This window comes from Pseudoalteromonas maricaloris (assembly GCF_024746855.1).
Lineage (GTDB): Bacteria > Pseudomonadota > Gammaproteobacteria > Enterobacterales > Alteromonadaceae > Pseudoalteromonas > Pseudoalteromonas maricaloris.
Genome location: NZ_CP024625.1, coordinates 2,745,180 through 2,766,020 on the forward strand (window position 1 = coordinate 2,745,180; position 20,841 = coordinate 2,766,020).

General features: G+C 46.0%; 15 protein-coding genes. 11 read left to right on the forward strand and 4 right to left on the reverse strand.

Annotation, left to right across the window (positions count from 1 at the left end; all coding sequences use genetic code 11):
• The first annotated feature begins 98 nt into the window (after positions 1 to 98).
• Positions 99 to 1,253, forward strand: coding sequence for a chorismate mutase (locus tag CTT31_RS12055; RefSeq protein ID WP_260491335.1), 1,155 nt, complete (start codon positions 99 to 101; stop codon positions 1,251 to 1,253).
• A 94-nt stretch (positions 1,254 to 1,347) separates the two neighbouring features.
• Here the strand turns inward: CTT31_RS12055 and CTT31_RS12060 are convergent, their stop codons facing one another.
• Together CTT31_RS12060 and CTT31_RS12065 are read right to left on the reverse strand one after the other, a co-directional pair.
• Positions 1,348 to 4,188, reverse strand: a complete 2,841-nt coding sequence (locus CTT31_RS12060; protein WP_260491336.1) for a discoidin domain-containing protein — start codon at positions 4,186 to 4,188, stop codon at positions 1,348 to 1,350.
• A 144-nt stretch (positions 4,189 to 4,332) separates the two neighbouring features.
• A complete protein-coding gene (locus tag CTT31_RS12065; RefSeq protein WP_260491337.1) occupies positions 4,333 to 7,317 on the reverse strand; it encodes a TonB-dependent receptor in 2,985 nt (994 codons plus the stop codon).
• A gap of 384 nt (positions 7,318 to 7,701) precedes the next feature.
• Between CTT31_RS12065 and CTT31_RS12070 the strand changes: the two genes are divergently transcribed.
• Entirely contained in the window at positions 7,702 to 8,448 is a 747-nt protein-coding gene (locus tag CTT31_RS12070) for a copper homeostasis protein CutC (protein ID WP_260491338.1), read from the forward strand.
• Complete coding sequence (locus tag CTT31_RS12075) at positions 8,445 to 9,305, forward strand: glucosamine kinase nucleotide-binding domain-containing protein (protein ID WP_260491339.1); 861 nt, start codon at positions 8,445 to 8,447, stop codon at positions 9,303 to 9,305. Before CTT31_RS12070 ends, CTT31_RS12075 begins: the two co-directional genes overlap by 4 nt.
• Here CTT31_RS12075 and CTT31_RS12080 read toward each other — a convergent pair.
• Positions 9,285 to 10,019 carry an AraC family transcriptional regulator gene (locus tag CTT31_RS12080; RefSeq protein WP_069018568.1) on the reverse strand — a complete coding sequence of 245 codons (735 nt, stop codon included), beginning with the start codon at positions 10,017 to 10,019 and terminating at the stop codon, positions 9,285 to 9,287. The genes CTT31_RS12075 and CTT31_RS12080 overlap by 21 nt on opposite strands.
• A 157-nt stretch (positions 10,020 to 10,176) precedes the next feature.
• Between CTT31_RS12080 and CTT31_RS12085 the strand changes: the two genes are divergently transcribed.
• From CTT31_RS12085 to CTT31_RS12115, 7 genes are all read left to right on the forward strand, one after another.
• Positions 10,177 to 11,337, forward strand: coding sequence for a Gfo/Idh/MocA family protein (locus CTT31_RS12085; protein ID WP_260491340.1), 1,161 nt, complete (start codon positions 10,177 to 10,179; stop codon positions 11,335 to 11,337).
• Between the two features lie 7 nt (positions 11,338 to 11,344).
• Complete coding sequence (locus CTT31_RS12090; protein WP_211858017.1) at positions 11,345 to 12,400, forward strand: sugar phosphate isomerase/epimerase family protein; 1,056 nt, start codon at positions 11,345 to 11,347, stop codon at positions 12,398 to 12,400.
• A 14-nt stretch (positions 12,401 to 12,414) separates the two neighbouring features.
• Positions 12,415 to 13,632: an MFS transporter gene (locus CTT31_RS12095; RefSeq protein WP_260491341.1), complete on the forward strand. Its 1,218-nt coding sequence runs from the start codon at positions 12,415 to 12,417 to the stop codon at positions 13,630 to 13,632.
• Positions 13,633 to 13,685: 53 nt separating this feature from the next.
• Positions 13,686 to 14,381: a 3-keto-disaccharide hydrolase gene (locus tag CTT31_RS12100; RefSeq protein WP_260491342.1), complete on the forward strand. Its 696-nt coding sequence runs from the start codon at positions 13,686 to 13,688 to the stop codon at positions 14,379 to 14,381.
• Positions 14,382 to 14,383: 2 nt separating this feature from the next.
• The gene (locus CTT31_RS12105; RefSeq protein WP_260491343.1) at positions 14,384 to 16,063 is read left to right on the forward strand and encodes a GMC family oxidoreductase; all 1,680 of its coding nucleotides are present in this window, start codon (positions 14,384 to 14,386) and stop codon (positions 16,061 to 16,063) included.
• Positions 16,063 to 16,812 carry a gluconate 2-dehydrogenase subunit 3 family protein gene (locus tag CTT31_RS12110; protein ID WP_211858021.1) on the forward strand — a complete coding sequence of 250 codons (750 nt, stop codon included), beginning with the start codon at positions 16,063 to 16,065 and terminating at the stop codon, positions 16,810 to 16,812. The genes CTT31_RS12105 and CTT31_RS12110 overlap by 1 nt, the downstream gene beginning before the upstream one ends.
• Before the next feature lie 68 nt (positions 16,813 to 16,880).
• Positions 16,881 to 17,738: a sugar phosphate isomerase/epimerase family protein gene (locus CTT31_RS12115; RefSeq protein WP_260491344.1), complete on the forward strand. Its 858-nt coding sequence runs from the start codon at positions 16,881 to 16,883 to the stop codon at positions 17,736 to 17,738.
• Positions 17,739 to 18,692: 954 nt separating this feature from the next.
• Here CTT31_RS12115 and CTT31_RS12120 read toward each other — a convergent pair.
• Positions 18,693 to 19,610, reverse strand: coding sequence for a LysR family transcriptional regulator (locus CTT31_RS12120; RefSeq protein WP_260491345.1), 918 nt, complete (start codon positions 19,608 to 19,610; stop codon positions 18,693 to 18,695).
• A gap of 93 nt (positions 19,611 to 19,703) precedes the next feature.
• On the opposite strand from CTT31_RS12120, the gene CTT31_RS12125 reads away from it, so the two are divergent.
• On the forward strand, positions 19,704 to 20,636 hold the full coding sequence (locus tag CTT31_RS12125; RefSeq protein ID WP_260491346.1) for a DMT family transporter: 933 nt from the start codon (positions 19,704 to 19,706) through the stop codon (positions 20,634 to 20,636).
• The last annotated feature ends 205 nt before the right edge of the window (positions 20,637 to 20,841 follow it).

Below are 20,841 nucleotides of genomic sequence, written 5' to 3' on the forward strand. Positions count from 1 at the left end.
TTTAGGTGAAGAGGCTTGACTGTTCGCGAGTGAAAAAGAATAGCTAAGCCTCCCAACTTCGGGAGGCTTTTTTTTTGGCTAAATGGGAGTGAGGACCTATGACACAAAATACATTAGATGCCCTTAGGCATGATATCAATGAGATAGATTCGGAATTACTGATTTTACTGGCAAAGCGACGTCGCATTAGTCATGGCGTGCTGGAATATAAGATTGCCAACAACAAACCTATCCGTGATGAAGCACGTGAGCAGGCACTGCTGGAGAAACTGATCCGATATGGTAAATCTCTGGGTCTTGATGCCTTTTATATAAACAGCGTTTTCCAAACTATCTTAGAAGACTCTGTATTAAACCAACAAGCCATGCTGCAAAAGAACTTAAACCCCGATGCAGTAGGTGATACACACCGCGTTGCCTACTTGGGTGGACAAGGCTCTTATAGCCAGCTTGCTTGTCATAAATACTTCAGCCGTCGTCCCGGTAAGCTTGTGGAAATGGGTTGCCAAAGCTTTGAGCGAATCACCGAGCAGGTAGAAAAAGGCCAGGCTGACTTTGGTATTTTACCTATTGAAAATACCAGTTCCGGCAGTATCAACGAGGTCTTTGATTTATTGCAACATGCGCAAGTATCTATTGTGGGCGAAGTAACGCATACCGTAGAGCATTGTCTCCTAGCTTTGCCAGACACAGAATTACAAGCGATCGACAAAATTTATGCGCACCCCCAACCTTTTGCCCAGTGCAGCCGTTTTATGCAAGGTCTTGGGGATATTCAGCATGAAACTTGCGACTCGACCTCTAGTGCATTAAAACAAGCAGCAGAACACCCAAACAGTGCCGCGATTGGCTCTGCACAAGCTGGTAAGAATATGGGTCTAGAAGTGGTGAAGTCTGGTCTTGCGAATCAGACCGAAAACCATAGCCGCTTTATTGTAGTAGCAAGAAAAGCACTTCAAGTGTCTACTCAAATCCCAACGAAAACCAGTTTAATTATGGCCACCAAACAGCAAGTAGGCTCACTTGCTGACGCGCTGATGATATTTAAACAGCACAATATCAATATGGTTAAGTTAGAGTCACGCCCAGTACCTGGTAACCCTTGGGAAGAAGTCTTTTATGTAGATTTGCTTGCCAATATTGCAGACTCACAAGTCCAAGTAGCACTTGAAGAATTAAAAGATCATACCCAGTTTGTACGCTTACTGGGCTGCTACCAAAGCGAGTCTTTGCAAGCCGTAGATGTATTATAATAGATCATACTAAGTCACTCTCATTGAGAAAAATAAAAAGCCAGAGCGCAAGTTGCATTCTGGCTTTTTTTGGTTGAGATTTATTTAACTCAGATTATTCTCCGCTAAGGCCTAGGAGCTCGATTTCTGAGATCTGTACTAAACCATCGTTATTCGCATTTTTGCTAATATTTAGACGATAACTGCTATAGGCAAAAGCATTGGAGAAAGTAAACGCTCTTCGTTGTAAGCGCTCATCCCAGCTCTCACCCACCCAAACCGCGACTTCTATCCACGTATCACCGCCATCATTAGAACCCAGTAACTGGAAGTTTTCGGGGTCGCGCTCTGGTGCATCATTGGCACTGGTGATTGCCAAACCACTCACAATCTGTGGCGTAGTAAAATCAGCTTGGATCCAAGATGGTGATTCCTCTGTTGGCGGGCCTTGCCACTCATTGTGATCTAGCCATTTTGTCTCGATATCATTATCAAACGCCTTTTGTTCACTTTCCGCATCTCCAATACGATTACGCGCGGTAAAGCTTGTTCCAGCCATGTCAGACAAATCTTCAAGTGCATACTGAGGTCCAGCGAGTTCAATTTCAGCTATTTGCACTAATCCGTCATTATTCGCATTTTTACTGATAGACAAGCGATAATGTGAGTAAGCCAAACCATTAGCAAACGCGAAGGCACGACGTTCAAAACGCGATTCAAACGATTCCCCTACCCAAGTATTTAATACTTGCCACACTTCCCCATCGTGAGATGCTAAGAGTTGGAAGTTTTCAGGGTCACGCTCCGGCGCATCATTGGCGCTGGTAATGTACAAAGTATTTACCGCTTGCGCTTGCGGCAAGCTAACTTGAACCCAAGCTGGATTTTCAACAGTGGGTGGCCCCTGCCAGTCGTTGTGATCGAGCCATTTAGTCTCAACATTTTTATCAAATGCTTGCGCTGCGCCCTCTGAATCACTAATGCTAAAACGCGCCGAGTAACTCGCACCTTGTACTTGTGCATGATCTAATCCAGAGATTTCTGGACCGATTAATTCAATCTCAGCAAGCTGCATCAAGCCATCATTATTTTTGTTCTTGGTTATCTCAAGACGATAGCTTTGGTATGGCAATTGATTCGCTACCACAAAGCTTTGGCGCTCCCCTCGCGCTTCAAAAGACTCACCAACCCAATTACTCAACTGCTGCCATGTAACCCCGTTATCGTTAGAGCCAAACAAAGCAAAGTTCTCAGGATCTCGCTCTGGTGCATCATTGGCGCTCGTTATCGCAAGCTGATTAACCGCCACAGCCTCATTAAAATCTACTTGGATCCATGAAGGCACTTCGACGGTAGGTGGGCCTTGCCAATCATTATGATCTAGCCACTTAGTGGTTGGGTCGTTATCAAATGCCTTATCTTGGTTTTCCTCCTCACCGATACTGTTGCTTGCCGTGACCGCAAACGTCTCAGTATCCGTATGGTCAACGCTCGGATAAACCGGCCCAACAAATTGAATTTCTCCAATTTGCAGTAAGCCATCGTTATTTTTGTTCTTTGTCACTGCAATTCGGTAGCTTGTATACTTTTGCGCATTGCCAAATACAAAGCCTTGACGTTCAAAGCGCGCTTCAAACGACGCCCCGACCACATTACCCAAATTAACCCAACTCGCGCCCTCATCGTTAGAAGCTAATAAAGAGAAGTTTTCAGGGTCTCGCTCTGGGGCATCATTAGCACTGGTAATGTAAACACCGCTAATTGCTTGTTGAGTGGGAAAATCCACCTGGATCCAAGATGGCGCTTCCTCAGTAGGTGGCCCCTGCCAATCATTGTGGTCAAGCCATTTAGTTTGTGGATCGCCATCAAACGCTTTGTCTGCACTCTCGGCTTCACCAATAGCATTTCTTGCTGTGATAGCGGCACCTGATGTCACGACTTGCTGCATGGGTCCCGTGGATACCGGCTCATCAAATAATGGTAACGCTAAGTCCATAATACTATCGGCACTGAGGCCTAGCTGCGCAGTTAATGGGTGAGCTTGAAGCGCGTTGTAAATTGGCAATCGAAGCGCTTCAAGTGCAACTTCATCACCGCCAAGTGCGGCGCTAAGATTGCTAGCAGAGTTGCTTAAGACGCCCTGCAAAGAGCCTTGCTCGTCGAACTGTGCAAATGCAGCATTGAATAGAGAAAGCTTTTGCACACTTTCGGAAACATATGTCATCTCGCAATTTTGCTCACCAGTGTCAGAGGTTGTGCAAGTTTCCCCTAATTCAAAATTCGTTAATTGATCAGCGCTAACCACAGGTAACTCAAAAACATTGGTGTTCCCGGTTTGCCAGCCAAGGGCTCGAAGCAATAACGCAGACATCTCCACTTTTGCCAATGCCATTAATTCGGGAGTAGAGACATTACGCCCCTCAGCAATTTGCTGCTCCACCAGCATGGTTGCTAGTGTCGTCAAGGCGTTGATTTGTAAGGTCGCATCAGCACTGCCATCGGCATTTGAACCAAACGGTACGGCGACATGACTTAAGGTAGCCAAAGTCACACCAGCAATATACTCGCCACTTACCTGCTCCCCAATTCCTACAGAACCACAGCGACTGGCGTCGCAGCGCATCTGCGAGCCTTCGCTCGTTGTGGCGGTCACTTTAATGGTGGAATTAATGCCAAACCCGGCTTTACCCGTCAGTTCTATAAACAACTCCCCCGATTGACTGGTTGCCGAGTTCTCATCCATCATCATGCTAGAGCCATTGAGCGCCGTCACCGAAATGCGGGCTTGGCTCAACGCGCCTTTTATCACTGAACCTGATACTTCTGCCGTCGTCACAGCAGGGGTTACTGGCACTTCTTCAACTTTTGGGTCATCGCTCCCGCCGCCACATGCAGCCAATAAACTGCTAACGGCAATGAGCGGGATCGCATTTCTTATTTTATTTAACGTTTTCATATTTATCCCTTCTTACATATCAACCAACTCGTGTGACTAGGTTGATATAAACGCACCACAAGCAGGTGATAAGCCGTGATATTGTTTCTCGTTGTACTGACACGACTTCACCCTGTTTGCATTACTTTATGGTTATCGCCAAAGTTAAAATCGATAGGTGATCCCGGCATAGTAGCGCTGGCCGGTGTAGCTGCTGCTGCGCAATCTCGCTTTAGAATCTTCACCATAAAAGGTTCTCGGTTCTTCTTTGGTTAGGTTGATCACAGACGCGGTTAGGATCAGGTTTTCCATCAAGTTATAAGAAGCGTTCACATCAACTTGTTGGTATGGTTCCTGATATACCGTGAGCCCGTCCGCAAGCCCCAGAGCGGTTTCTCCTCGGCGGTTATATGACGCTCTGACACTAAAGGTGTCATTCTCGTAATAGGCGGAGAAGTTAAATTGATTATCGGCACTGCCAACAAGCGCAGACTCACCGACCTTTTCACCGTCTACGCTAATGTCTGCCTGATTGGTATCGTTTAGGGTGTAGTTAACGTTGAGACCAAAGCCATTATCGAATGCATGTTGTGCAAACAGCTCTACTCCCCGAGAAGTCGCGTTTGTACCATTGGCGGTGGTGGTAAACGGCGTGACGGTAATATCACCCGGCGGCACAATTTCAACGCCGGTAAAAGGGTTATTAAAGCCCTCAAACGGCCTTACTGAGGTAATGATCAAGGGCACGATAAAGTTATCTACGTCTTTGTTGAATACCGCAATGCCAACCGCAGATCCTTCGCCATAATAATACTCCGCAGATAAATCCATCTGTACCGATTCAAATGGTTTTAGCGCTTTGTTACCACCTGAGCCGCGCCACCCTGGCTCCACAGGGTTACCTCTAAACTCTAGTCTATCGTCAGCCCATTCTTGAGAGATAAAGGTCAGCTGCTCTGGCGCACCCATGTCGTTGAACGGAGCTCGAGACATCGTTTTGGCGATAGCACCACGTATGACAAGATTGTCGCTGGCATCCCAGACAATATTGAAACTAGGTAAAAATTGCGAGTCGGTTACGGTACGCATGGTGGTGGCTTCAACATCAATGAGACGTTCATCACCTAAAATATCCTCTTCGGTGACATCATCAATGTCATCTAAAAAGTAGTTAATTTTATCCGACGACATAATCTGCGTTTCAGTCTCGACATAGCGTACCCCGATGTTTCCTCTAAAATCTCCAAAAGAAAAATCGGCCTGTAGATAGGCGGCCATGATCTCTTCTTCTATGTCGAACACAAAATCAGGCTCACGGCGCGTGTGCTTAACATATTCACTGGTCACGATTTCGCGGTATCGATCCCAATTGATCGTGGGCATCGCATTCACTTCAAAACCGCCTGGGATATTTTGTTCAGACGTTGCATTCAAAATATCCTCCAGTTTTGGCATACCCCCAATCCACTGATAAGACACCTCATCAATGGCACCTTGACTAAATGGATCTAGCTCGCCACTGGCAATTCTGTCAGCCCCATCTTGAGTAATGAAGAAGGTGTTGTTGGTTTCGCGATGCAGTGTCGCTTTACGATATTTAGCACCGACGCGCAGCGTATCAACGATGCCGTACCCGATGCGATAATCAAGGTCTAACTGAGCATAGTCCTCTTCTAAGTCACTGACGACAAAGCTTGAACCTGTCGAACCCGGATCGGGATCGCCAGCAATACCAGCCTGAAGGTTAGACAACAAAGCGGGATCAGCGTATAACGACACTCTGTCACCTAATCGCCACCCTGCAAATGAAGCGGCGTTTTCAACCTGCCCGGAATCGCTGCGACTCGCAGGTTGGCCGCTTTTATATGCCGCGCTCCAAGATTCTGAAGGGCCACCGCTGGCTTCAGTGTGACCAAATTTACCGCGCAAATCATATAAATCACCAGCATATTCAAAGGCAAAGTCGTAGGTATCCGAGGTATCTTTTTCTACCGTATAACTACCAATGATCCAGGGGAATTCAAGATTCCCTTCAGTGCCACCAGCGCCACTGGTAAAGTCCATGCCAGTCACAATCGTACCGGTTTCGTCTAGGGTAATACCGGTAAGATAATCTGGGTTGTATTTCCACTCTGGGATCCACATTTGTGACGTGGTGCGGTTTTGCCCAAGCTCAAAATGAAAATGATTGAATGTTAAAGATAAATCATCTATTGGACGCCATTGAATGGTGGCTTGTAACCCCTGACGTTCACGTTTTTCTTTGGTTACCCCAACACCTGCAACTTGCGGTGCCCAAACACCGTCATAGACGTTGCCATAAGCATCTTCTAACGCTGCAAATCGACGTGTACTATCGGCAATCACATTGCCCGCCGTGTCCGTTGCTGGCAAGTCTGAACTTGTTGCCCAACGCCAACCGCCACCGCCCGACATATCACCGCCTAAAGAGCGGTTGGTGCGGTCTTGTTTGGTATAACCAACTAGCAAGCCAAAGGTTTCTTCTTCGTTCTTCCAAGAATAAACGCCGCTAAAATTAGGCTCGTACTCTTCAGTCACATCAGCGTAGGTATATTCAACATTCAACGCCCCAGAATTTGCCTCCATATCCAGTGGTTTACGGCTGTGAAGAATAACCGTGCCGCCGACCCCACCTTCATCTAAACGCGCCTCAGAAGACTTAAACACTTCAACCGATTGCACCATGGTAGAAGGCAACAAAGAGTAACTAAAAGAGCGCGACGGCGAGCCCGGAGAAGAAGCGATAAAATTGCCGTTTAACTGCGTAAAAGTAAGATCAGAGGAAAGGCCACGAATACTGACGTTTTCCCCTTCCCCACCACTACGAGAAATCACCACACCGGGTACGCGTTGCAGTGAATCCGCCACATTTTTATCGGGAAACTTGCCGATGTCTTCCGCTGTAATGGCATCCACAATCGCGTTTGATAAACGCTTAATCGCCAAGTTTTCGGCCATGGATGCGCGGATCCCGCGCACCTCAATTGTTTCGATTTCCTGCGCTTCCTCTTTTTCGGTTTCTTCAGCCATTGCCCAGTTAGTAGCTGATAACATAGCGAGGACCAGTGCAGACTTGCTAAATTGCCGTGACCTTCCTGTCACATGGCGTCTGTTATTATTATTGGCCATTCCTATCTCCAAGTTTTTTATAATTTGTAAAGCCACGACGTCCCTTGCTGCTCCATGACGCATGACTTTGTGACGACCCTTTTTTGTTTCCCTATAGGGGTTAATGGTTTGTGAAACACTCGTTCAGAATAGGAGCGCTCTACAAAAAGTGATAATAGAATTTCGGTTTGCACTAAGACAAAATCGGCGTTTAGGTCAAAAAAAGATCCAATTTCAATTTCCTTGGTTTATAGTCTGATTAACATAAAAACTCATTATTAGTTTCTATATTAGGCAATTTAAAAACGTTCCAAATATGTGTAACCAAATGTTTTTATTGAACTAATTAAATATTCAAAACCAAGCATTTTAAACTTTAAAATTATTCAACTTCAAGAGTGAAATATGAATTCGGCAAACTATTCAGGTAAAAACTTGGAAATATGCCTCAGCAGCGATAATCCTCATTTGTTGCAGCGAAATACACAAATTGCTTTTGCATCTGGGGCAACAAGGATAGAACTCTGTGGTGTACTGAGTTGCGGTGGCTTGACCCCAAACCCGACGGCGATAGCGGCAGTTGCCCAGTATTTACCAAGCTTTGGCGAATGTATTGTGATGTTACGCCAAGCACCGCATTTTTTTATTGATGACACCATGCTATATCAGTTACAAAAAGGGATAGATGGCATTGCTTGCGCGGGCGCAACCGGTATTGCGCTTGGTTTTATCGACGACAATCAAGAGATAGCGACTGACCATTGTCGAGCACTCATTGCCACGGCAAAATCCTTAGGCCTTTCTGTCACCTTTCATCGCGCCTTTGACGCCGCTGCAAACTGGCAGCAGGCAGCCGAGACGCTGCTAGAGTTAGGCGTTGAGCGGGTCTTAAGCGCCGGCAATACATGGCAAAGTGGCAAAGGCGCAGTGTTTGGTACCAGTCAGCTCATTGCCTTACTGAAAAAACTCAATGCTGAAATCGAAGTTGTGATCGGTGGAGGGGTCAACACGAAAAACGCGGCGGATCTTTGGCTTTTAAGTGAATTTGGTCCACTCTCTCTACATACTCACTCTGGCGTGCACCATGGCGATGAAGTTTGCCCAAGGCTAGTTAATGCAATACTCACCGGATCAGAAAAGGCAATACAATGACAGCATCGAAGCTATTTTTAGGGATTGATGGTGGCGGTACGAAATGTAAAGTTCGCCTCGTGGATCAACATGGACAGCTCCTTGCCGAGGCCACCAGCGGCCCTGCAAACATAGCAACATCAATACATCAGGCCCAAGAGTCAATGTTGAGCGCAACAATGACAGCGCTGACAAATGCAAAAATCCCCCATCACGATATTGCTAACATCAGTGCTTTTGCAGGACTTGCCGGCGCGAATGTCACGACGGCTTGTGAGGCGATGCAGCAATGGCGTTCCCCTTTTGCCCGTTTTCAATTTTCAACCGATGCACACATAGCTTGCCTTGGTGCGCATCAACACCAAGATGGCGGTGTAATTATTCTTGGCACCGGATTTTGCGCGGGCCTGGTGACGCATGGACAATTTAGGGAGTTCGGTGGCCACGGATTATTACTCAGTGATGGTGCAAGTGGCAGTTGGATCGGTTTGAGTTTAGTGAAACATGCCATCGAGGTGCTTGATACACTGTCCCCTAGCAGTCTGATGATTGAATCATTTTTGGCTGCCATGAATTGCCACAGTACCGAACAGCTAGTCAAACTCACGCTAAACGCCACTCCCCAGTATTTTGCCCAGTTTGCTCAACATGTTTTTGCTACGCCAAACGATCCCTATGCTGAGCAAATCTTAAGTAGCGCGGCACGGTTTATTGAGCGTTATGTCCGGCATTTGCAGAGCTTAGGGGCACAGAAAGTCGCGCTAGTTGGGGGCATTGCTATGCCTATACGCCCATGGTTAGCTGCCGAGTACGCAAATGCGCTGGTGACACCAGCATTACCACCAGAAGTCGCAGCGTTAACGCTCGCTCGACGTTAACTCTTTACGTAATTGCGACGGGATTTCACCAAATAAACGACGAAACTGCTTGCTAAAATAACTTGGCTCTGAAAAGCCACACTGATAAGCGACTTGTGATACTGGTAAGCGTGTTTCGACCAATAATTTACGGGCATTTTCCAATCTCACTTCGTTGATAAATTGATTCGGGGTTTTGGCTAAATGCTTCTTAAATCTGCGTTCCAGTGCGCTTACCGACAGGTGAGCAAGTTCCGCCAATTCTTCGATACAAATATGACGATGGTAATGTGCCCGAATAAATTCAACGGGCGCTTCAATGGCTCTTACGTGAGACAACGCCTTTGACGTTTTCGCTAGATGTCGCGTAACACCATAAGTGCCCATAATCGCATTTTCGCCGTCAAGTAACACTTTTTTTGACGTGGAAAACCATGCCAATTCCCCATTTTCGGTTTGGTTGAGTTCTAATCTATCCGTCACGATAAAGCCTTCCATCACTCGTTTATCATCGTTAACGTATTGGAATGCCAAGTGTTGCGGTGAAAAGTCAAAATCGGTTTTCAGTAAGATTTGATCTAGGGTTTTATAGCCCTGATGTTCAACAAAGTGTTGGTTCGCATGCACTATTCTACTTTTTGTATCTTTGACCCAAAAGAGGATATCTGGGATCAGATCAAATGCTGCAATCAATTGATTTACGCCAGCTTTATTCAATATTGTTTGCTCTTCCATTGCCCTATTTACCGCCTTTTTATAATTATAATAATTTATTTTAAACGCCGATTTTGTTGCATTGTCAACCGAATTTTTATTATCACTTTGGCGCCACTGTTACCTATTATCAATAACATCAGATTAACTTACCTCGATAACTCGACGGAGCTAAACGATGGATAATAACAAAATCCGCATGGCCATGATCGGTGGTGGAGAAGGCGCTTTCATAGGTGCAGTGCACCGCATAGCCGCGCGTTTAGATGGTCAAATTGAACTTGTTGCAGGCGCATTTAGCGCCCAATCAAACAAAAGCCTAGCAATGGGGCAGCAGCTCGGGCTTAACCCTGCACGTTGCTATGCTAGCTACCAAACACTCTTGCAACAAGAGGCGGAACTACCAGAGCCGGAGCGCATCCACTTTGTTGCCATCGTGACCCCAAACCATTTGCATTTTCCGATTGCCACAGCCGCTATCGAACACGGCTTTCACGTCTTGAGTGATAAGCCTGCAACGCTCAATTTATCTGAGGCCTTGCGTCTACAAACACAGCTTCAGAAGAGCAATTGCTTGTACGGATTAACACACACCTATACCGGCTACCCGATGGTGAAAGAAGCACGCCACCGCATCGCAAACGGCGAACTTGGCAAAATACGCAAAGTCGTCGTTGAATACAGTCAAGGATGGCTTGCAAGTGCTGATGACGAAAACAGCAAGCAAGCCAGCTGGCGGCTAGATGCAAGCAAGTCTGGCGTGAGTTGTTGTATGGGCGATATCGGTGTACACGCAGCGAACCTTGCCGAATATGTGAGTGGCTTGGAGATTGAGGCGCTTTGTGCGGATTTAAACACGGTTGTGTCCGGCCGACAGCTCGACGATGACGGCACAGTGTTACTGCGCTTTGGCAACGGTGCTAAGGGCGTGTTGATGGCAAGCCAAATAGCACTAGGCGAAGAAAATAATCTCACCTTAAAAATCTATGGTGACAAAGCCAGTATCGAATGGTCGCAAATGGAACCTAATAGTTTGTGGTTACGTGCGGCAAATACTCCAGCTCAGTTGATCCGCACAGGAGTGGGCTCACTTAGCCAAGCAGCCATTAGCGCAACCCGTGTGCCAGCCGGTCACCCTGAGGGATATCTGGAAGCATTTGCAAATATCTACCTTAACTTCGCCAACCTTATTCGTGCACACCAGCAGCAAGCCAATGTGCAACACGAAGAATTTGACGTGCCAAGTATTAACGCTGCAGTCCGTGGCATGGCATTTATTGAAAACGCGGTCGCAGCTAGTGCAAAAGACACTAAGTGGCACCCCTTTACTATTGGATAAAATAAGAATGAAGCAAATTAAAGGACCCGCTATTTTTCTCGCGCAGTTTGTCTCGGACGAGGCGCCATTTGACAATTTTAATAGTATTTGCCAGTGGGCAAGTAACCTAGGTTATAAAGGTATTCAGCTACCAAGTTGGGAACAGCGACTGTTCGATCTGCAAAAAGCCGCTGAAAGCCAAGATTATTGCGACGAGATCACTGGTATTGCCGCAGAGCATGGCCTTACTATTTCAGAGCTATCAACCCATTTGCAGGGTCAATTAGTGGCGGTGCATCCAGCTTATGACCAAATGTTTGACGGCTTTGCACCAGCAAAAGTGCATGGCTCGCCTCAGGCTCGTATGGAGTGGGCAACAGAGCAGCTAATGCTAGCGGCCAGTGCCAGTGCTAAGCTTGGGCTAACCAGTCACGCCAGCTTTTCTGGCGCCTTGCTCTGGCATACTTTTTATCCGTGGCCACAACGCCCAAATGGCTTAGTGGAACAAGGATTTGAGGAGCTTGCAAAACGCTGGTTGCCTATTTTAAACCGCTTTGACGAGGTTGGCGTGGATGTGTGCTATGAGCTTCACCCGGGTGAAGATCTACACGATGGCGTGACTTTTGAACGCTTTTTAGCGGCGACGAATAATCACCCGCGAGCCAATATTCTTTACGATCCAAGTCACTTTGTTTTACAGCAATTGGACTACTTGGCATTTATCGACATCTATCATGAACGTATCAAAGCGTTCCATGTAAAAGATGCCGAATTTATCCCCAATGGCCGCTGCGGTGTTTACGGCGGATACCAAGGATGGCAACAACGGCCAGGACGGTTCCGTTCATTAGGTGACGGACAGGTCGACTTTAAGAAAATATTTAGTAAGTTAACACAGTACGGTTTTGATGGTTGGGCTGTATTGGAATGGGAATGCTGTATCAAGCACCCTGAAGATGGGGCCAAAGAAGGTGCTGAATTTATCAAACAGCACTTGATAAGACCAACCGAAAAAGCCTTCGATGATTTTGCAGGAAGTAGCACCGATACCGAACGCAATAATCAAATCCTCGGCATAAAATAAACAGGACTACGACCATGAATAATAATAATCATAATCGGACCGTGTTTCAGCTCTGTTGCCTTGCACTGGTCGTCACATCAATGACGTTCGCTATTCGCGCAGGCATTTTGGGGCAATTAGGTGAGCAGTTTGGACTCTCAGATACAGAACTTGGTTGGGTTAACGCCATGGCATTTCTGGGCTTTCCCGTCGCAACCATGTTAGGTGGCGCAATCTACAACGCCATTGGCGCTAAAAAGTTAGTTGCCCTCGCCTTTATCTGCCACTTTGCTGGGTTGGTTTTAACCATTACCGCTGACGGTTTTTGGTTACTGCTGATCTCGACGTTTTTAATCGGCTTTGCGAATGGTTCAGTGGAAGCTGGCTGTAATCCACTGATTGCCGAAATGTATCCAAAAAACACCACGACCATGCTCAACCGATTCCATGTCTGGTTTCCTGGCGGCATTGTGATTGGTGCGCTGGCATCGAATGCTATGACTGCATCAGGCTTTAATTGGCAATGGCAAGTTGCTTTGATATTAATTCCAACGCTGATTTACGGAGCGATGATGGTCAAGTCACAGTTTCCTGAATTTGACCGCACAGATCATTCTACCACCAGCAATCTCAAGCACCTGCTTTCTCCACTCTACCTATTTTTAATTTGCTGTATGACCTTAACAGCAACAACCGAACTTGGTACACAACAGTGGATTGAACGCATACTGGGTGCGTCAGGCGCCTCACCTATGATGATCCTTGCGCTGATCACAGGCTTAATGGCATTAGGTCGCTTCTTTGCCGGTCCAATAGTCCACCGCTTTAACCCAACAGGCGTGTTACTCGGCTCTGCGGTATTAGCAACCGCTGGGATTTTCATGATGAGCCAAGCACAAGGGTCAGCAATCTACTTGGCTGCAATATTATTTGCCTTGGGTGTCACTTATTTTTGGCCAACCATGCTGGGCTGCATTGCAGAATATACCCCAAAAACGGGCGCACTTGGTATGTCTTTAATGGGCGGTGCGGGGATGTTCGCTGTCAGCATGTGGAATCCAGTAATTGGTAGTTGGATTGATTCGGCGCGACTCGAAGCCCAAGCGGCGAACTTAACTGCGCAGCAATCAGAACTAGTTGCAGGTCAAGCGGTGCTTGAAAATATCCTGTTATTCCCAGCTATTCTCATAGCCGCTTTTATCGGCCTTTACCTTTATATCAATAAAAATAAACGCGTTGAGAAATACGCGTAATACCCTTTGTATTAAGTAGCAACAAGTAAAAAGTGAACAGACGAGGTTCCAATATGCTCAACTCTATAAAAATACTAACGCTGGCATTGGCCGTTAGTTGTGCGGCTTGCGCTAGTACAACTGACAACCAATTGAGCCCGCAAGAACAACAAGTTGGATGGCAACTGCTTTTCGATGGCAAAGATATGTCGCAATGGCGCAACTTTAAAAGTGATGGCCTAAATAGCCAGTGGCAAGTTGAGGACGGCGCGATGACACTTACCCAAGGTGGGGGCGGCGATATTCTGACCAAAAAACAGTATCAGAATTTTGAGCTCCAGCTCGATTGGAAGATTTCTAAAAAAGGTAACAGTGGGATTTTTGTATTGGCGGATGAAAAAGGCGGTGCAATTTACTCCCACGCCCCAGAAATCCAAATTCTAGATAACAAAGAACACCCAGACAATAAAATAGACTCTCATCTTGCAGGTTCTATTTATGACCTGTTCGCCGCGCCAAGTACGGCACATAAACCTGCTGAAGCTTGGAACCAAGTTCGTATTAAGCTGCAAGATAGCCACCTACAAGTTTGGCAAAATGGTGTAAGCACGACGAGTATCGTGATTGGCAGCACCACTTGGAATGCTTTGGTTAAGAATAGTAAATTTGCAACATGGCAAGGGTTTGCTGAAGGTAAAAAAGGCCACATCGGCCTGCAAGATCACGGCGACAAAGTCTGGTTTAAAAACATTAAGATCAAGGAGCTGTAACCATGGCAACATTTGATCATAAAGTATTGGTCGTTGGCTCGGGTGCCGGTGGCGCAATGGCCGCTTATACACTCACCAAGCTAGGCCACAAAGTTTTATTGTTAGAAGCTGGCAGAAATTACGACCCAAAAACAGAAAGCCCAATGTTCCGTCGTAATAGCGAAGCCCCACTCATGGGCGCTGGCAATAAGGATAAGAACTTTGGTTTTTACGACGCGACGATTGATGGCGGTTGGCAAGTGCCAGATGAACCATACACACGCGCAGAAAACACCGATTTTTATTGGTGGCGTGCACGTATGCTCGGTGGCCGCACCAACCACTGGGGTCGCTACTCGCTACGTTTCAGTGAGCATGACTTTAAGGGCAAAAGCCGCGATGGACATGGCGCTGATTGGCCGTTTGAATATCAAGACATTGCGCCTTGGTATGACAAAACAGAAGAAATAGTTGGGATCTGTGGTACCAATACTGGCTTGGATGACATGCCCCCTTCTGCGCCTGGCGTGTTACAGCCACCACCAACACCAAGAGTACCCGAATTATTGGTTGCTGCTGCCGCGAAAAAAATGGGGATCCCAGCGGTTCCAATGCACAGAGCTGTGCTGACTCGTAATAAAGACGACCGCTTAGCGTGTTTTTACGCCACACCTTGTGGCCATGGTTGCTCAATAGGCGCGGCATTCCAAACCACAACTTCGCTTATTCCGATGGCCAAAGCGACTGGAAACCTTGAAGTGATCACCGATGCCATGGTGAAGTCAGTGGCGGTGAATGAAGATGGCAAAGTAACTGGTGTGACTTACGTCGATAAAAAGTCTGCACAAGAACATGCTCTCAATGCAGATGTGGTGATTTTGGCGGCCAGCGCCTGTGAATCTGCACGTATTTTGCTTAATTCTAAACATGCAAAACATCCCAAGGGACTTGCAAACTCTAGTGGTCAGGTAGGTCGTAATCTAATGGACTCTACCGGCGCTTGGCTTGGTGCACAAATCCCTGCGTTAAAAGGTCGCCCGCGTTATAACGAAGACGGCCATACCGGAAACCACCTTTTTATTCCTTGGTGGGGACATAAAGCCCATGAGAAAGGTGAGCTTAATTTCCCGCGCGGCTACCACTTTGAAATTAGCAGCGGCTTTAATCAACCGGGCTCTGGTGTATCTGGCAATAAACAAGGTTATGGCCCCAAGTTAAAGCAACAAGTGCGTGACGCTTATGGTTCCTATGTTGGATTTGCACTGCGTGGAGAAATGCTACCGAACAAAGATTCTTACATGGAAATTGACGAAAACGTCAAAGATAAATGGGGGATCCCGGTTGCTAAGTTCCATTTCAAATGGTCTGACAGAGAACTTAAGCAAATCGAGCATGGTCTCAAAACCGCTAAACAGATCCTTGAGAACATGGGTGCCGAAGTGGGCGAGCTACCGCCTGCGGAAAAAGCCATTTCAAAAGGTGGTGAGATCATTCATGAGGTCGGCACGACAAGAATGGGCAGCTCAGCAAAAGAGTCGGTAACGAATCAGTGGGGCCAAACATGGGACTGTGACAATCTATTTGTGATGGATGCCGGTGTCTTTGCGTCTAACCCTCATAAAAACTGTACGTTAACTATTATGACGTTAGCAATGCGCAACTCGACTTGGTTGGCTGAACAGATTGATAAAGGAGTACTGTAATGAATACACCTGATCGCGTTGATTCTTATAAATATATTTCAGGCATGACACGTCGCGAGTCATTAAAGTGGTTAGGCTTGCTTGCAGCTGGCTCAGCGGTAACACTCACCGCTGGTTGCAGTAAGGCTATTGAAGGTGAAACGGCTGCAGCTGGGCACTGGCCAGATATTGAAATACAGCCAGTTAGCGCTCAAGGGTATGGCACCGATCCAAACATGATCATGCCACCAGAGTCACCTTGGCCGCTCACTCTTACCGAAGCGCAGCTCACGTTAGTTGCAGTACTAGCTGATTTTATTGTGCCAAAGGAAGGAAATCATCCATCGGCTTCTGAAGTACAAGTACCGAGTGTGATCGATGAATGGGTAAGCGCACCGTATCACGGACAACAAAAAGACAGAGTGACAATACTCCATGCACTTGCTTGGATTGACGATGAGTCGACTTTGCGCTTTAAAAAGCCATTTTTACAACTTAGCGCAACGCAGCAAAGTAAAATTATGGATGATATTGCTTATTTTAATGCACAAACACCAGAGCAATTTCAGCGTATAGGTAAAGCATTCTTGCGCTTTAAAGATCTCGTTCTCGGCGCTTACTTCTGCACACCTGAGGGCTGTCAAGACATAGGTTATCTGGGCAATGTGCCAATTGCAGGTGATTATCCTGGGCCTACTGCTGAAGCCAAAGCACATCTAGATGGCGTACTCGCAGAGCTTGGACTAAGCCAGTATGCGTACCGCGACTAACCCTTGAGTCATTTTGTTATGACTAACCGAAGCAGAGTCTAGCTCTGCTTTTTCTTTAGGAGTAGATCATGTTTGTTGAAAACACCAACCGATTAAAGCAAGTAATGCTGTTCATTGCTTTAATTTTTATCTCGCCACTGTATGCACAGCCTTCCCTTCAGTCTTTGCCCGTTAGCGTTCAACTGTGGTCGGTAAAAGATGAATTGGCAAGAGACTTCGACGGCACCTTGCAAGCACTCGCTAGCATGGGATTTGATGGCGTTGAATTTGCTGGAAACTTTGGCAGCTATGCCGATAATCCAAGCAAATTAAAACAAAGACTTGCAGAGCTCGGCTTAGTTGCGAGCAGCGCACACATCGGCTTTGACGCATTAGCTGAAGAAAAACGAGCAAGTACCCTACTCTTTTACAAAACCTTAGACGTATCCACGCTCTTTATTCCTTGGGATGAAAGGGCATGGGATAAAAACCAAGTGCAAGCATTTGTAAAACAGCTTAACCAAGTACATCAAATCGCCAAACGTTATGATATGAAGATCGGATTCCATAATCATGAAAAGGAATTTAACCCATACGCTAATAGCACATTTTGGGATTATATCGCCACCAACACCCCAAGCGATTTCCCACTGCAGCTCGATGTCGGCTGGGTGAATTACGCAGGTAAATCACCCAGTGATTATGTTAAGCGATATGAAGGAAGAACCGTATCGACACATATCAAAATACGTACTCATCAAGGAGATGACAAAAGCCCAATCATTGGCGAAAACCACTACCCTTGGAAAGCGCTCATCCAGACCATGCAGCAACACGGCGGCACACAGTGGCTGGTCATCGAACAAGAAGAATACCCAAGCGGCCTAACACCACTAGAGAGCGTCGCCCACTCAAAAGCGAATTTAGATAAGATACTGAGTGAGTAACAAGCGGGAATATGTTTATCTGAAATAGCTAATAGTCACTGTCAGGTTTGAGCTTTAGGGTTAATCAAACCTGACTGCTGTAATGGTGCGAGAGTGGAAAATGGTAAACGCCCTATTATGTGACGGGTTAAGCTGACTACACTAGCGAAGAATGAGCGCTAGCCAAGCTTTAGACGTCCACTTCATAAACAGCTTGTTATTTGCCGAATACAAAATATAAGCAAAGCAAAATAGAAACTGACAGCAATAGCGATACAGGCCTTTGAAATACTGTACCTGATAGATTTTGAATACCATGTACCTTTGTTCGACTAAAAAAATTGAAAACATGTTCGGCACAAAACAATACAAATACGCCACCAAAACCTAATGCATAAAGTGGCTTTTCATATAATAAAAACCAACTAAAGCAAAACAAAAGTAGAACCCCAACAAACGGAATTAATACTCTCTCAAGTAGTTTGCTGATAATAAACTTCCTCAGGAAAATAACAGCCCATTAGCTTGAAATCTCGAGTATCTCACTTATTTTCAAGTAAAAAAACGACAATTATCAAACTAAAATTATTTAATAATTTTAGTAAGCTACCAGCCAAATGTTACAATTTCAACACACAAATCACTTGCTATATGCGAGGGGTGATCTATCCGGGTCTTCTGTTGGCTCGTTAAGTACACATAGTGTTTAGTTATCGCATTAAAACATGCTCAACTTCATATGTCGCAAGGTTATTTGTCGCCATAAATGGCGACCTACATAAAATCGTGGCGTAAAGCCACTCCCACAATACTATTTGTGCGAAATCGCTGACACCCACCTTAAGCTTAGAGCTGCATTATCAGCATCGAAGTTATTTGTCGCCATAAATGGCGACCTCATAAAATCGTGGCTTAAAGCTGCTTTCACAAACCGCACCACATTGGCATCCACAAAAATATATATGGAAGCATCAGCTATGTTTCTCTCAATTTTGGATTGATTGAGCCGTAGTGTTCAAGCATGTAATCTATAAATAAGCGTAACCTGTACGGTATATTAATGCGGTCGTGATAGAGCATCATTAACCTTCTTGACTGACCGGCCCAATCACTAACCAATTGAATCATCTGGCTCTGGGCTATCAGGTGTTGCGCTATAAAGCGGGGAATAAAACCAATACCCAGCCCATCCATGACGGCTTGTGAAACTACGTTCAAGTCGTCCGCTTCCAGACGGACCATTGCGCCGGGTGTGTAACTAAACTGCTCGCCACTTTGTTGATTGTGCAACTTCCAGGTTCGCACCGGGTTACTAAGGATCACAGGTAAATCAAGTAATTGTTCGGGATGCACTATATCGCTCCCAAGTGGCATGTCCGGACTGGCACAAATTATGGATTCCACGGACCCCAGTGGCCTAGCTATCCAATCCTGGGGGAAATGCTCGCTGGCCCGAAATGCAATGTCGATATGCTCCCCCTCGATATCGATATTTCTGTTCGACAGTGATAACTCAATTTTAATTCCGGGATACGCGTGTAAAAAGGCACTAAAGATATGGGCAAGCTGGTGTTGAGCGAGGTTGCTTGGAGCCGAGATACGAATGCAGCCGTGTGCTTCGTGCCTTTGCGCCGATAAGGCATCACTGATGTCTTGTAACTCACTTAGCAAAGGCCCACAACGCTTGGCATACTGTGTCCCGCTGCCAGTCAATGTTACACGATGAGCATCGCGGTTTAGCAGCCTCAGTCCGAGGGTGTTTTCCAGCTGTTTGATTCGCCTACTCAGAGTTGAAACAGGCATGTTCAGGCTTTGCGCCGCCTGACTAAAGCTACCGTGTTGTGTCACAACCCAGAATAAGCGCATATCGTCTAATGAATAGTTATTTTTCATTAATGGAATTTAAAGTCTCAAAAAACGGTATTTTTTACCTTAAATGGAAAATATAAACTAGCAGCTCAATAAGTCAATGAAAAGTAAGGGTATATGAGTACACCAATTCGAACCACAGTGATGATGCTGATCTGCGTATTTTGTTGGGGTAGTGTTTTTCCCGTTGCCAAAGACATTTTACTGCACATGTCCGGACTTTCGCTGTCAATCTGGCGCTTTGCTATCGCGCTGATCAGCCTGTTTATTTTTATTCGTCTGACCCGAATGCGCATGATACCTCTATCGTTAAGCAGGTATCTCATACTTGGCGTTATAGGTGTGATAGGCGTGGGCGGTCTGAATTTGGCGTTGTTCTCGGGGCTGTCTCATACCTCGGCAACCAATGGCGCGTTAATCATGGCACTCAGTCCCATAGTAACGACCCTGATGGCTGCGTTACTGAACAAAACACTGATAGCCCGAGTTCAGCTTTTGCAGCTGATGGTCGCTTTTGGCGGTGTATTGCTGGTTGTGGTAAACGGTGACCTGAGGAGCCTTTTGAACTTACAGCTTAATCATGGAGATATCACTATTATGCTGGGCATGCTTGCTTGGTCAGGTTATACCGTGTGTGGTTCCAAGGTATCGGGGTGGCTGCCGCCGCTGGAATTTTCTTTGCTTACCATGGCTGCTGGTCTAATTGGGCTATCTGTTGCAAGTGGGTTTCAGGCAAAAGTACACCCAGTAAAAGAGCTGATTGCACTAACCTGGCCGTTATTAATGAGCATGCTGTACATAGGTGTGTTTGGCACTGTTGTTGGATATTTGTGTTGGAACAATGGAGTGAAGATACTTGGTTCTGCCAATGCCTCATTGTACTTTAATTTAGTGCCAGTGTTCGCAGCTCTGGTTTCTTTGCTGATGGGGCAAAGTGTAACAGGGATTCAACTGGCAGGTATGTTGATTGTATTAACTGGCCTGACACTACCATTGATGAGAAAGCAGGTGACAAGAAACCGAGCCATAACTTTACCTTTTAAAAGTTGAGTGAATATATTAAACGCAAGTGAATAAGACACTTGCGTATTCATTCAGAATTATTTCATACCACATTTACAGCGCACCACTCAAATTTGAAGTTGCCTTATCAGCATTGATGCAGATAGTAACGGGTGTTATTTGATACTTCGCTTTGTCAGGCTAGGGATTGGAACAAATTTCTTCTTTATCAGCATCGAAGTTATTTGTCGCC

Bases quoted from the DNA above. Each gene is read 5' to 3' on its own strand.
- CTT31_RS12095 (WP_260491341.1), top strand. From the start codon at position 12,415: ATGAATAATAATAATCATAATCGGACCGTGTTTCAGCTCTGTTGCCTT.
- CTT31_RS12065 (WP_260491337.1), bottom strand. From the start codon at position 7,317: ATGGCCAATAATAATAACAGACGCCATGTGACAGGAAGGTCACGGCAA.
- CTT31_RS12075 (WP_260491339.1), top strand. From the start codon at position 8,445: ATGACAGCATCGAAGCTATTTTTAGGGATTGATGGTGGCGGTACGAAA.
- CTT31_RS12055 (WP_260491335.1), top strand. From the start codon at position 99: ATGACACAAAATACATTAGATGCCCTTAGGCATGATATCAATGAGATA.
- CTT31_RS12070 (WP_260491338.1), top strand. From the start codon at position 7,702: ATGAATTCGGCAAACTATTCAGGTAAAAACTTGGAAATATGCCTCAGC.
- CTT31_RS12115 (WP_260491344.1), top strand. From the start codon at position 16,881: ATGTTTGTTGAAAACACCAACCGATTAAAGCAAGTAATGCTGTTCATT.
- CTT31_RS12105 (WP_260491343.1), top strand. From the start codon at position 14,384: ATGGCAACATTTGATCATAAAGTATTGGTCGTTGGCTCGGGTGCCGGT.
- CTT31_RS12060 (WP_260491336.1), bottom strand. From the start codon at position 4,188: ATGAAAACGTTAAATAAAATAAGAAATGCGATCCCGCTCATTGCCGTT.
- CTT31_RS12100 (WP_260491342.1), top strand. From the start codon at position 13,686: ATGCTCAACTCTATAAAAATACTAACGCTGGCATTGGCCGTTAGTTGT.
- CTT31_RS12080 (WP_069018568.1), bottom strand. From the start codon at position 10,019: ATGGAAGAGCAAACAATATTGAATAAAGCTGGCGTAAATCAATTGATT.
- CTT31_RS12120 (WP_260491345.1), bottom strand. From the start codon at position 19,610: ATGAAAAATAACTATTCATTAGACGATATGCGCTTATTCTGGGTTGTG.
- CTT31_RS12125 (WP_260491346.1), top strand. From the start codon at position 19,704: ATGAGTACACCAATTCGAACCACAGTGATGATGCTGATCTGCGTATTT.
- CTT31_RS12110 (WP_211858021.1), top strand. From the start codon at position 16,063: ATGAATACACCTGATCGCGTTGATTCTTATAAATATATTTCAGGCATG.
- CTT31_RS12085 (WP_260491340.1), top strand. From the start codon at position 10,177: ATGGATAATAACAAAATCCGCATGGCCATGATCGGTGGTGGAGAAGGC.
- CTT31_RS12090 (WP_211858017.1), top strand. From the start codon at position 11,345: ATGAAGCAAATTAAAGGACCCGCTATTTTTCTCGCGCAGTTTGTCTCG.